The following is a 12,430-nucleotide window of genomic DNA, read 5'->3' on the forward strand; positions in this document are numbered from 1 at the left end:
TGCCTATTTTACCATACTTTTCACATTTTCGTCATCTATTATCATATTTGTTTAACCATTGTGTAAACACCACTTACGCCAATAAGTCTCGACAAACGAGCAGACAGTTTTTTGTGATGCCTGACCTCAAACCCCAGACGCTCGTACAACTTCTTCGCCTTTGGATTTTCGTCGATGACTTCGAGCTTAATCTCTGTAAAATCTTGTGAAGCCGCATAAGTAACTAGGTTTTCAAACAAGGCGCTACCAACGCCTTTTCCACGATGATCGACATCGACGACAATGCCGTCCATCAACAACTGTCGAGGGTGGTCGGCTTTTTTCTTATAGAGACCTTCGGCAAAAAAACCGACAAGCAGCCCCCTGAACACACCTAAAATACCAATTAAATCCCTCAGTTGAATATTAATAAGGGCTGATTTATCACTGTAAAAGCCCGCCACCCCCAGCAGTTGCCCGGCCTCGTCAACAGCGTAAAACGCGTGTCGTCCGTCCATGCCCTTGCAAAGCAGCGCTTTAAACGTTTCCTTCGGCCCGAGAATTTTAACCACTTTCCGTTGAAAGGCCTCGCTGTACAGCGTCGATGCGTTTTCAATCAGTGCGTTGGGAATCCCCTTTTTCACTAACATTTTTTTCTACCTCCTTTAGCCACTCCGTCAGCGTCTCAACGACGCCGTCGGCATATGCTCGACGGCCTTGAAACTGCCAATAGAGAACTGTTTTTAACGCCCAATCTTCCGAGAGCTGTGTGTTGTAAAGTGCACTCTTCAATAAACTGTGTGTCGCCTCGGGTACAAGTACCACGCGCCCATTGGGCTTTAAATACCGTTTGTACACAGCAGCACTTTCACCGGCGTCGACATTAAGATCGTCTTCTCCAAACAGTGCCAACATAGGGACGGAGACTTTTTTTAAATCGTCTGTGACATCGCTGTCTATGTTCTTTTTTACAAACTCAAAGCGATTGCGCGCCATTGGTTTGGCGTCCTGTGTTTTCTCGACATATACCGCGTAATGCGTCTCTTTATTTAACAAGTGATTTATCTCGTAGGCGTTCTGGCGAAGCCCCTCGGCAACGGCTGCATCGTCAGCGCCTTCTGTCACCAGGCGTGTCCGCGTGTAGTACGCACTTTGGCGACGCCAATTTACAGCACCGCCGATGACCACGTGCCCATCAAATACAGCCTTTGAACGCCCCAGTTTCGGAATCACCCACCCCGCTTGAGAAAAGCCGATCGTCATCAACGGCTGATTGACGCCAAAGTACTTTTGAACAGCTTTACCCGCCGCTTCTACCTCTTCTGCGCGGTCTGCCATAGATTGGCTTAACCAGTTGCCTTCACTTTCGCCGACACCGGGTTTGTCCCAAGTAAACACGCCGATGCCTGCATCTGACAGCGCATGCATCAAGGGCAAATAACCACCCCCTAAAAATCTATCCGCGGCACCATCCCCATGAACCAACAGGACTACTGGTCCATCACTTGGAGGCCAAAGGGTTCCTTTGAGAGTCCCTTGCGCTGTCTTAAAAGAAAGCGTGACGGCCCCTGTCTTATCTTTTTTAAAGTCAGGTGACTGCAAGAGAAAGAACCCTGTTGCCATAACGACAATAAGCACAACAACTGCACACAGAACTTTTTTCATAAGGACCTCCTAACACTTAATGTTCCAATGAGCCCCTCTTCAATTTGCATAGACGCCTTTGCCTCTATAACGAAGAGCACTTCCTGACCGCTTGGATTTAAAAAGTGTTTAAGTTTTTCACCAACCTGTGTTTCCTCTGAAAAAGCAAACGACAGCATCTCATAGCTCCCTTCTTCGAGCAGAACGGCGCCTTCGCAACTCCCTTCTACCAAACACCCGATTTTTTGTACATCTGGGGTAAATAGATACGCCACATCACGACTCAGAGCATGGGCTTTAAACGGTGACTTTTGAAAGGCGTCGTACAGCTTTTTTAAAGAGATATGTGCTTCTAGGGGCGCTCTGAGCACTTCGTAGAAATAGCGTCGCTCAAAACGTCTTGTTACAGCGACCTCCAGCGGCACAGCTAAGGCGTTCTGAAACTCATCGAGCCGCTTTTTTAAAGCCTCTAGCCGCTCAATTTCAGCAACGGCGTTATCGTAGGAAGCTTTTAAGATTGCACTGTAATGAGAGCGTGAAAACGCCTTAAACAGGGCTTTTATCCGCTCAATAGATACGCCGCTTTCTCGAAGCATCACAAGAGCTTCAAGTTGCAATACAGCGTCGTAGTCAAAGTTTTTGTAGCCGTTTTCAGTCGTCTTGTACGACAAAAGGCCAATTTTGCAGTAGTACCGCACCGTATGAGGAGAAACCCCTACCAACGATGCCATTTCACCTACAGTTAAAGCGTTGCGCATAAACACCTCCTATACACTTAGTATAAACCTTAGAGTGACTCTAATGTCAACCCTCAGTTGCGCACAAATCTTTTAACGTAAAAAAGCGTCCTCAATAAAGAGAGACGCTTTTTCGCATAGTCTGCTTCGAAAAACAGAGGTAGAAGTTTCGGCAGTTGATTTAACTGTTAAATAGTATTAAAGATGATGTCGCGAGTAAAAATAAAATCTGAATTGCAAATAGCGATATACCGATGATGAAAGAGACAAATCCTGCTCGATTCCAAGTTCTTTGAATCGCCAAAAATGTCTCTAAATCGTCGGCTTCACGATTGTTCCACGCCCATTCGTTTCCCTTGAAGCCACAGACGAAAATCCAAGCGATGTTGAATATCGGCACCAAGCACAACAGCGGTAAGTAAGAACGATTCCCAATCCCCCAAAAGATATTGAACATAAATGCGCCCCAATTCCACTTTTTAACTTCCTGAGGCACGCCGTCATGTGTGTAATCTGCCATATAACCTCCCAATGATTTGTACCAAAACTTCTAATACCATTATACCACCAAATTACAATTTGTCCAAATTAGATTGTTATCTCTATTTATTCAAGTAATTCCCAACCTCTTCATATGTCGGCATAGCCATTTGTGCGCCTTCTCGCGTAACCGCCAAAGCGGATACACGTGTGGCAAGTTTCATTGCAGCTTCCATAGATAAGCCACTGGACAAACCGTATGTCAAAGCGCCGATGTAAGCATCTCCTGCGCCGGTGGTATCCACTGCCTCGACAGCTTCTCCCATCTGGACAACCTCTCTCTCGGCATCGATGTAGACACTGCCCTCGGCACCCAATGTCACTATCAAGGCGCCTAGTCCCAGAATTTCAAGCGCGCTGTAAACCGCTTGACAGCCTGCTGTATCTTTTGGATACACGTCTGTTAGCAGCGCTGCTTCCGATTGATTAACCACCAGTAAATCAATTGTCGCATAAGCCTCTTGCGGAATTTTTTTCGCAGGTGCAGGGTTGAAAATTGTCATTATACCAGCCTGTTTTGCCTGTTTCAAGGCTTCAAGCGTGGTCTCAAACTCCGTTTCGAGTTGCGCGACAAAATAACGGGGCTTTTTCTCAGCCGTCTCCAAATAACTTTTTAAGTCGTCTGCTGTAACCGTATTGTTCGCACCGCCGTATACAATAATTCTATTTTCGGCACCTGTCCTCGTAATCATAGCGACACCTGTGGGATGGGTCTCAACGGTTTTTAAGGCAGTGACGTCGACGCCAAAACCGTCTAAATGCGTCCGCACTTCTGCACCGTGAGCATCGGCACCAACGCTCCCGATTAAGGTTACAGCGCCACCCAGCTTTGCAGCGGCAACAGCTTGATTGGCGCCCTTTCCGCCGAAGTTCTTAAAGAAATGCGACCCCGCTACAGTCTCACCGTGCTCAGGCGCCCGATCACATACCATGACGAGATCCGTGTTAACGCTTCCAAATACCAAAATTTTATCCATAACAACTCCTTTACAGGTAAAAGCTAAAACGTTTTATCAATTTGATAATACCAAGACTTAGCGGGCTTGTCAATTCATTCGTCATCACTTCCACTCACTTGTAAAGTCGGTTTTAAACACAGACGGCTAACACCCATCTGTTCCTTCGTCACCATACGCTGATGTAGCCTGCTAAACGCGTGATGCCCGAGCATGGAGCTGTTCTGCGCCACAGAGTCGAGTTTTCCGCCCAACAGTTTTACGAAATACACATAATCATACCCCATGATTCCGATTTTAGAGATTTGAATGTCCTCGAGGTATGAGAGTACGCCATAGGCCATTAAGTCGTTAAAGGCGAAAATGGCCTCCGGCTTTTCTAAGCCCGACATCAATGTGGCCGCTGCTTTTCGCCCGCTTTCAAAATGATAGTCTCCCGTTTGAATCCATTCGTCAGGTACCTTGATGCCGTTGTCATTAAGGGCCTTTAAATACCCTTCTAGACGAGCGTCGGCACTCATAGTGCCGCGGGGGCCGGTGATACAGGCGATGCGTTTATAGCCTTTTTGAATCAAATGCTCCGTGGCCATGTACCCACCTAAGACGTTGTCAAAATACACCGCATCGAGCGCAGCAGATTCAATATACCGATCGACCATAACTACCGGGATGGGGAGCGCTTCTAAAAAAGATTTGAGCTGCTCTTGTGATTCGGCTTCGTAGCTTTCGTTGGCCATGGTAAGCAGTAAGCCATCCACCTGTCTGTCGACGAGTAACTTTAATACTTTCATCTGGAGGGTGTGGCTGTCATCTGTGTTCATAAGGAGTACCATGTACCCCTTCTGTCTCGCGGCGTCTTCAACAGCTTTAGCCAAACTTGAAAAATAAGCATTTTCAATATCTGGAATTATTAACCCAATGGTTTTGGTTTCCTTTGTCACGAGACTTTTTGCAACCAAATTCGGCGTATACCCCATACTTTCCGCAATGGCTTTAATGCGCCGACGCGTTTCATCCGCCACTCGAATCGGCTTATCGTTTAACACTTGAGAAACCGTTGTAATCGATACCTGCGCCTCTTTTGCAATGTCTTTTATGCTAACCTTCTTCTGCACCTCAGCCTCACTTTTCATCTGTGTAATAAACCGCTGCTCCTAAATTGGTCTTCACGTATTTTGAATGATAGACCCCCTCTTCTGTATACCCCACGTGATAAATGCGATTGTCCGAATCGCCTAAAAATCCCGGGCCAAACGGCGCCCATTCAATCTCAATCGACTCGTACCCTTTATGTATGAAGTGTCGCCGGATACGTTTTTTATCTCTAGATATGGACAGGACTAAGTATACACCGGCGAAGCCAATTGCCACGCCGAACGCAAGTAGATAAATAAACATACATACCTCCATACGCTTCTTTTTCTATTATTGTAACACAAAATAGATTCTCGTGTATATGCAGCGGGTATCTATAAAAAAAAGCTGTGAAAGGAGCGCTGTTATGATTCCAAATGTATGGTATGCCGTTCTCGATGCAAAAGAGATTAAACCCGGTAAGCTCTTAGGTGTGACACGACTTGGAGAAAAACTCGTCTTTTGGCGCGATGCGCACGGGCGCGTCAACTGTCTCCGAGATAGGTGTTGCCACAGAGGCGCTGCTCTCAGTAAGGGCAAGTGTCTCGGCGATACGGTGGCCTGTCCGTTTCACGGCTTTCGTTACGATGCTACCGGACGCGTGGTAGAAATCCCTGCCAATGGCAAAGACGCATCGGTATCGCCGCTGTATCAAGTAGAGCCCTTTCAAGTAACCGAAGCGTATGGCTTTATATGGCTGTGGTACGGCAACTATCAGCCACTTGATGCGCTTCCAGAGATTCCTTTTTTTGAAAGCCTTCGTCACGACTTTGTGTACAGCGGTTTTTCTGAAACTTGGCCCGTCCACTACACACGTGCTATTGAAAATCAACTTGACGTCGTCCACTTGCCCTTTGTACACAAGACCACTATTGGGCGAGGGAATGCCACCTTGGTAAACGGTCCCGTCATCAAATGGCACGAAGACCGCATGACATTTTACGTGGCCAACGCCAAAGACGAGGGGCAATCCCCCTTAAAAGCCTCAGAGATTACGGACTACGAGAAGTATTTTCACCTTCAGCTACAAATGCCTAACCTTTGGCAAAACTGTATTTCTGATAAGGTGCGCATTGTCGCAGCATTTGCACCAATCGACGACACCAACACGCGCATTTACCTCAGGTTCTACCAACGATTTGCAAAAGCGCCGATTCTGCGGCAAATTGTCGGTTGGGGTGCCGGCATAAGCAATCGCATTATTCTGCATCAAGACAGACGTGTTGTTCTCACGCAGCGTCCGGTTAAAACGGCACTTAAAATGAATGAGCACTTGATTCAGGGCGATATGCCCATTATCGAGTACCGTAAAAAGCGCGCCGCCATGAAACGCCCTATGGTATAATAAGCCCATAGGAGGTAACGCTTATGATACACTACCAAAATACATTAGAAAATATAACAGAGGCTATGCTAGAGGGGTTCTTTGACGGATGGCCGAATCCGCCGAGTGCAGCGACATTCTTAAAACTCTTGAAGGGCAGCAGTGCCCTCTGGCTTGCACGAGACGGTGCTAAAGTCGTCGGTTTTATTACCGCCGTTTCAGACGGTGTGCTCAGCGCCTACATTCCCCTGCTCGAAGTCCTTCCCGACTACAAAGGCCACGGCATCGGAAGTGCTCTTACCCGCAAAATGCTGGACAGCCTTTCTCACCTCTATATGATTGATTTGCTTTGCGACGACGATGTCGCCCCTTTTTACGAACGCTTAGACATGCGTCGTGCAGGCGGGATGTGCATAAGAAATTACCACCGTCAAAGTGGCGATGCGCTCATTTAACGAACAACGTCCTCGTAGCACTTAAACGCTTTTTCGGCGACATGCCATTTTCGAAAGCGCTACAAAAACCACAATCAGTTCCAAACGCCCTAAGAACATCCCAACGATTTGTACCCACAATACACCCAGTGGCGCATCAGCAGAGGTGACTCCAACGGATAATCCGACGGTTCCCAGTGTCGAAGCGTACTCGAACAACGCCGCTTTTAAAGAGTACCCATGTGCCACCATAACGGCGCTCCCCAATACAAATACAGCGCAGTAGAGTGCCACAAAGGCAAAGACGTCATTTACCTCTCGATCCTTGAGGTAAACACGCCCTTCGGGCTTTGAAACCGCTATTTCACATGGCGGTTTTTCTGTGCCTTTTATATGTTGCCACACCGCTTTAGCGACGATGCCAATGCGCAGTTGTTTAATGCCGCCTGCCGTCGATCCCGTACCGCCCCCAATGAGCATGAGCACCAGCATAAGCCCCCATAAGAGTTCCGGCCAAGCCGCATACGACACCGTCGAAAATCCTGTCGTCGTCAAAGCAGAGACCAGTTCGAAGAAGCTGACGCGCACTGTTTTACTCAACGTGTCGTAAAAACCGCCTAAACTGTACACTGCGATGGGAACGGCCGCCGTCAATACAACCGCCATGACGCGGACTTCCGTCAGATTTAAAAACTGACGCCCCCGCTTGCGAATCAATAGAAAGTGTGCTGCAAAATGCGTTGTTCCCGCCAACATCAGTACAATGGTCGTCCATTCAATCCAAGCACTGCTGTAGGCGCCGATACTTTCCGATTTTGTGGAAAAACCACCTGTTGATAGTGCGGCAATAGCGTGATTAATCGTATCGAATAGCGGCATTCCCAACGCGGTATACACCGCGCTCCCCAAAGCAATCCATACAGTATAGATGGTGAGAATAACCTTCGCTGAACGGAAGACATTTGGCAGGAGCAACTCGCGTCTTCCTTCAGCGCTGTAGAAGCTTTTACCAGTCGGTCCTATAACGGTTGCCAGTGCCACGACAGCAATCCCCGCGCCACCAAAATATTGCATCAAGCTGCGCCACATCAGAAACATCTCAGAAGTCGCTTCTATATCGACAACTGACAAGCCTGTCGTCGTCCACCCACTCACCGCTTCAAATATCGCTTGTGTCATATTGAGTTGTCCGGCGAACACAAAGGGCAACGCCGACAGTAGACACGTAACTGCCCAACCACAGACGACAATTGTACCACTTTCACTATAGGTCATTGCCGATACGGGTTTTTGTCTTCGAAAAGCAAACAATACGAGCCCGCCAATTAAAGCGATCAACAGAGACGCTCCTATAAAAGCGTACGCCTCTTTCCGCGTGTGGGGGTAGAAACCCCCCACACCTAAAGGCAACCACAGCAGAGCGGCGTTAAAGAGACAAACACGCCCCATGTAGTTCCAAAATCGAATGCGTCGATCTTTCTTAACGTTCATTTTACGCCTCCTTCCTTATGACCTTCAATGCTTTTTCTTTCGAGTCAGAGGCACAAATCATGGTTAATCTGTCACCTGCACGCACTCTGTAATCGCCATCGGGAACGAGGACCTCAGACCCGTTTACCACACAACCGATTAAAGCGTCTTTAGGCAATTTAATTGAATGTAACGCCCTCCCTGTCATTGCGTGTTTAGCAGTCATTTCGACTTCCACTACGGTGACGGCACCACCGCCTAGAGAAAATGCATTTTTGACTTCCTTCGCAACCACCGTCTGACCTATCAGACCTGAAATAAGCGCAGAAGTACTCACAACGGCTTCGACACCAAATGCTTCAAAAAGAGGCATGTGTTCTGGATTGTTACACGTGACAATGGTACGCTCAATCCCATACAATTCTCTACAGTACTGAGCGATGAACAAGTTATCCGATTCCCTATCCGACAACGCTATCACTGCGTCGGCATCTTCTATCCCCGCGGCTTCTAGCGTGTGAGGGATAGAGCCATCCCCCACGATTGCCGTCACCTTGCAGCACCTCGACAGTTCGATACACAGCTCTTGATTTTCATGTATGACCGTGACCGTGTGCCTACCGGTTGCAAATCCTCTCGCTAAATAATAGACTTCTCTACCACCGTTAATTATAAAAATGTGCATCTGTCCTCACTCCTTTCTGTAGCGCCAATCATCGCATCAGCTGTCAAGCTCGTCGCCGATACCACTTCAATCTTCAATTTCTTACAAAGTACTTGCTTTGCCGGGTCTTTCAAGCGAATCAGTACGTCAATTGCACCGTGTTGTTCTCGTATCATTTGTGCAATCATAAGGTTGACATTATCGTCATCTGTTACGACAAATACCCTATTGGCCAAGTGGATGTCTAGGGTTTTAAGAACCTCATACTCTCTGGCATCACCCACAATAGAAAAGCCCCCAAAAGGCTTAGGCAAACGACTCAGCGCTACATTGTCTTTATCAACGACGGCAACGCCCAATGCCTTGACCTCTTCACAGCGTTCGGCCAAATGCGCTCCCAATCTTCCGCATCCAATAATTACAGTGTATGGAGAATTATGCTTCATGGTGATTACCTCCTAAGTCCATATCTTTTCTATAGCGCGCCGTCAATGTTGTACGAGCGAGGTTGTTATCCGCGGGCCGATAGGTCGGATCAAGTGCCAATGCCGCACGGTAATGGGCTTGGGCCTCAATAAGATTATCAGTGAGTTCATAGAGCACCCCTAGCAAGTTTTGCGGTTCCGGTGAATCCACAGCCAGTTTCTGGGCTTCTTTGATGTAGTACTCTGCCTCACTCAGTTGCTTCGCTATCAAACACTGCCGCGCCAATTTGGCACACTCGGCGTAATCCAGCGATGGTTTTTCCAAAAATACTTTTGTTGTTCCTTCGTCGTCAACCACTAAAATTTTCATACACAGTCCTCCCTAAACTATAAATTTTCCTTCTGAAATCGCTCTGCATACGCAACATGCACTCTTTCTTTTGGCCTGCTTTGTCGCTTGACGACAACGTCTCTCTTTTTCCATTAATCACTCGTTGAAAAAGATTTTAGTTGCAATTTTGCCGTCAAAAAAAGACTGTGGATACCCACAGTCTTAAACCGCTTTTCGCCGGCGACTTCTCATGCTAATTACTAGTGAGAAATTTTTGAGCTCAAAGCTTGTGTCTAAAAACGCCAAAGGCCAAGCAGGCCTTCAGTAGGATCTCCTTCAACGCTTACGAGGTTAGCTGACGGGCTCGGACAGAAAGAGTTGTCCTATTTCATATAGAAAATTCGCCCCAATAAATTGGTTCCCCCGCTTCATAAGAATTCAGCGACGTGATGAAATTAAAACTCATTATACGTCAAAGACAGCGCAAGTCAATGGCCTTTTTCTTTTTTAATCGCTCTTTAAGACTTCCTTAACAACTATTCTTTCAAAATAAAAGTGCAAGGCGACTTTTGGGGACGGTTCTTTTGTGCCGTTTTTGCTATTTTGTAGCCCCGAAGAGCCGACAAAAGCACACTTTTAGGCGAATCCTCCCACTGACGGCAACCGCTATTTGCATGTAAAAGAGACACGCACTTCTACGCTCCGAAGGATCTGAGTCACGACATGCCAAAACATAGTTTTACCGGCTTTAAAGGCATTTGGATGCTGTATAATATGTAAATATTTAGTAGATTCAGGCACAAAAGAACCGTCCCCAAAAGATTAAAAAAAAAAGACAGATGCACGCCTTCGCATCTGTCTTTTTTTCATTAAATTATTTGCGCTCGATTAACAAGCTGGTTCCCATACCGCCACCGATACACAAAGTGGCCAGCCCCTTCTTTGCGTCTCGTCGAACCATCTCGTGGATTAAAGTGGTCAATATACGCGCGCCACTTGCACCAATGGGATGACCCAAGGCGATGGCACCGCCGTTGACATTGACCTTTTCAGCGGGAAACTCCAGGGCGTCGGAAACGGCGAGCGCTTGAGCCGCAAACGCTTCATTTGCTTCAATCAGCTCGAGATCGTCAACCGTCCACCCGGACTTTTCAAGCGCTTTTTGAGTCGCCGGTACAGGCCCATAACCCATAATCGACGGGTCGACACCTGCTGTAGCGTGCTCGACAATTTCCGCAAGAATCGGAGCCCCCACAGCTTTGGCTTTCTCTTCACTCATCAAAACGAGCATTGCCGCGCCGTCATTAATGCCCGAAGCATTCCCAGCGGTTACAGTGCCGTCTTTTTTGAACGCCGGTCTCAGTTTCTCCAGTTGAGACAACTCGAGTCCTTTTCGAATGTATTCGTCGTGTTCAACCAGCGTCACCGCACCCTTTCGCCCTTTGACAGGCACTGGTACAATCTCTGCCTTAAACAGGCCTTCAGCTTGTGCCTTTTCTGCTTTATGCTGACTTTCCAGAGCAAAAGCATCTTGTCGCGCCCTGTCAAGGGCGTGTTTCTCAGCCAAGTTCTCCGCCGTTATCCCCATGTGATAGCCGCCGAAAGCATCTGTCAAGCCGTCGACAATCATGTGGTCGTTTAGCGTCACCGGGCCCATCTTACTGCCGAAGCGCTGGCTGTCGCTGAGATATGGCGCCATTGACATATTTTCAGTTCCGCCGCAAAGCAACACCTCTGCCTCGCCACTTTTAATCAGCTGATAAGCGAGGCTCACAGCACGGAGGCCGGAGCCGCAGAGAATGTTAAGTGCCATAGCAGGGCGCTCAACTGGAATACCTGCACCCACAGCCACTTGTCTCGCCGTATTTTGACCGAGCCCCGCACTGAGGACGTTGCCGATATAGACTTCTTCCACCATCTCGGGGGTTATTTTCGCGCGCTCAATAGCCGCTTTTGCCGCAACGACCCCGAGTTCTACAGCGCCCACTTTTACAAATTGGCCGCCAAAAGCACCAATAGGGGTTCTAACTGCCGAAGCGATGACGACTTTTCTCATAGTCTAAGCCCTCCGTTAACCGATAGCGTGTGTCCTGTTACAAACGACGCCTCATCGCTGGCGAGGAACAGCACTGCATTGGCAATTTCTTCAGGCTCACCTAAACGCCCGAGCATGGTCTTGGCTTTAATCGGATCGAGAACTTTATCCGGTACAGTCTTCATCATATCGGTGTTCACATACCCCGGTGCTACCGCATTGACCCTTACCGCCGCGCCTTTTCTAGCGAACTCTTTGGCCCATGTCTTCGCCATGCCGATAACCCCTGCTTTGGTCGCCGCGTAATTGGTTTGCCCGACATTGCCGTACTCGCCGACTACAGAAGCGATGTTTACAATAGAGCCACTGCCCTGTGTCATCATCTGAGGGCCGACCAGCTGAGTCAAATTAAAGACACCTTTTAAGTTGATGTCGATAACGAGGTCCCACATGTCCTCTGTCATCTTATTAATTAACGCATCTCTTGTAATCCCCGCATTGTTGACGAGGATGTCAATAGAACCGTACGTTTGAATGGTCTCTGCAACAAAAGACTCTAAAAAACTTCTGTCGAGTACGTTGCCCTCTACACCGACAATGTTTTCTTGTACATAAGGTAGTGGCGACAAATCGAGGCAAATAACCTTAGCGCCTTCTTCCGCAAGTCTGAAGGCTATAGATTTGCCAATTCCCTGTGCACCGCCTGTAACAATCGCTACTTTGTCTTTTACTCTCATCGCTTATTCCTCTCTCTTTC

Annotated in this window: 15 protein-coding genes and 1 riboswitch; of the genes, 2 read left to right on the forward strand and 13 right to left on the reverse strand. The window is 47.8% G+C overall.

All coding sequences use genetic code 11. From position 1 onward, the window contains the following. Positions 1–41: 41 nt before the first annotated feature. From ACR6HW_RS01835 to ACR6HW_RS01865, 7 genes are all read right to left on the reverse strand, one after another. The gene (locus ACR6HW_RS01835; protein ID WP_455729468.1) at positions 42–629 is read right to left on the reverse strand and encodes a GNAT family N-acetyltransferase; all 588 of its coding nucleotides are present in this window, start codon (positions 627–629) and stop codon (positions 42–44) included. Then, positions 592–1,644: an alpha/beta hydrolase family protein gene (locus tag ACR6HW_RS01840; protein ID WP_455729469.1), complete on the reverse strand. Its 1,053-nt coding sequence runs from the start codon at positions 1,642–1,644 to the stop codon at positions 592–594. The genes ACR6HW_RS01835 and ACR6HW_RS01840 overlap by 38 nt, the downstream gene beginning before the upstream one ends. Next, positions 1,641–2,381 (reverse strand): helix-turn-helix domain-containing protein, encoded by a 741-nt coding sequence (locus ACR6HW_RS01845; protein WP_455729470.1) that lies wholly within the window; start codon positions 2,379–2,381, stop codon positions 1,641–1,643. The genes ACR6HW_RS01840 and ACR6HW_RS01845 overlap by 4 nt, the downstream gene beginning before the upstream one ends. 160 nt (positions 2,382–2,541) lie before the next feature. After that, complete coding sequence (locus ACR6HW_RS01850; protein WP_455729471.1) at positions 2,542–2,880, reverse strand: ribonuclease G; 339 nt, start codon at positions 2,878–2,880, stop codon at positions 2,542–2,544. An 82-nt stretch (positions 2,881–2,962) separates the two neighbouring features. Further along, entirely contained in the window at positions 2,963–3,877 is a 915-nt protein-coding gene (locus ACR6HW_RS01855; protein ID WP_455729472.1) for a ribokinase, read from the reverse strand. Between the two features lie 74 nt (positions 3,878–3,951). Next, complete coding sequence (locus ACR6HW_RS01860; RefSeq protein WP_455729473.1) at positions 3,952–4,971, reverse strand: LacI family DNA-binding transcriptional regulator; 1,020 nt, start codon at positions 4,969–4,971, stop codon at positions 3,952–3,954. A 7-nt stretch (positions 4,972–4,978) separates the two neighbouring features. Next, positions 4,979–5,254: a hypothetical protein gene (locus tag ACR6HW_RS01865; RefSeq protein WP_455729474.1), complete on the reverse strand. Its 276-nt coding sequence runs from the start codon at positions 5,252–5,254 to the stop codon at positions 4,979–4,981. A gap of 103 nt (positions 5,255–5,357) precedes the next feature. Between ACR6HW_RS01865 and ACR6HW_RS01870 the strand changes: the two genes are divergently transcribed. Further along, on the forward strand, positions 5,358–6,335 hold the full coding sequence (locus ACR6HW_RS01870; RefSeq protein WP_455729475.1) for a Rieske 2Fe-2S domain-containing protein: 978 nt from the start codon (positions 5,358–5,360) through the stop codon (positions 6,333–6,335). A 23-nt stretch (positions 6,336–6,358) separates the two neighbouring features. After that, complete coding sequence (locus ACR6HW_RS01875; protein WP_455729476.1) at positions 6,359–6,769, forward strand: GNAT family N-acetyltransferase; 411 nt, start codon at positions 6,359–6,361, stop codon at positions 6,767–6,769. 21 nt (positions 6,770–6,790) lie between these two features. Here ACR6HW_RS01875 and ACR6HW_RS01880 read toward each other — a convergent pair whose 3' ends face one another. The 6 genes from ACR6HW_RS01880 to ACR6HW_RS01905 all read right to left on the reverse strand — a co-directional run bounded on the left by ACR6HW_RS01880 (position 6,791) and on the right by ACR6HW_RS01905 (position 12,410). After that, entirely contained in the window at positions 6,791–8,239 is a 1,449-nt protein-coding gene (locus tag ACR6HW_RS01880; protein WP_455729477.1) for a TrkH family potassium uptake protein, read from the reverse strand. A gap of 1 nt (position 8,240) precedes the next feature. Further along, the gene (locus tag ACR6HW_RS01885) at positions 8,241–8,903 is read right to left on the reverse strand and encodes a potassium channel family protein (protein WP_455729478.1); all 663 of its coding nucleotides are present in this window, start codon (positions 8,901–8,903) and stop codon (positions 8,241–8,243) included. Next, positions 8,888–9,328 carry an NAD-binding protein gene (locus ACR6HW_RS01890; RefSeq protein WP_455729479.1) on the reverse strand — a complete coding sequence of 147 codons (441 nt, stop codon included), beginning with the start codon at positions 9,326–9,328 and terminating at the stop codon, positions 8,888–8,890. Before ACR6HW_RS01890 ends, ACR6HW_RS01885 begins: the two co-directional genes overlap by 16 nt. Beyond that, positions 9,318–9,677 carry a tetratricopeptide repeat protein gene (locus ACR6HW_RS01895; RefSeq protein ID WP_455729480.1) on the reverse strand — a complete coding sequence of 120 codons (360 nt, stop codon included), beginning with the start codon at positions 9,675–9,677 and terminating at the stop codon, positions 9,318–9,320. The genes ACR6HW_RS01890 and ACR6HW_RS01895 overlap by 11 nt, the downstream gene beginning before the upstream one ends. 286 nt (positions 9,678–9,963) lie before the next feature. Next, a riboswitch (cyclic di-AMP (ydaO/yuaA leader) is annotated at positions 9,964–10,092 on the reverse strand. A 420-nt stretch (positions 10,093–10,512) separates the two neighbouring features. Next, positions 10,513–11,694, reverse strand: a complete 1,182-nt coding sequence (locus ACR6HW_RS01900; protein WP_455729481.1) for an acetyl-CoA C-acetyltransferase — start codon at positions 11,692–11,694, stop codon at positions 10,513–10,515. Then, complete coding sequence (locus ACR6HW_RS01905; RefSeq protein WP_455729482.1) at positions 11,691–12,410, reverse strand: beta-ketoacyl-ACP reductase; 720 nt, start codon at positions 12,408–12,410, stop codon at positions 11,691–11,693. The genes ACR6HW_RS01900 and ACR6HW_RS01905 overlap by 4 nt, the downstream gene beginning before the upstream one ends. Between the last annotated feature and the right edge of the window lie 20 nt (positions 12,411–12,430).

It is taken from the genome of Fusibacter sp. JL298sf-3 (genome assembly GCF_053842995.1).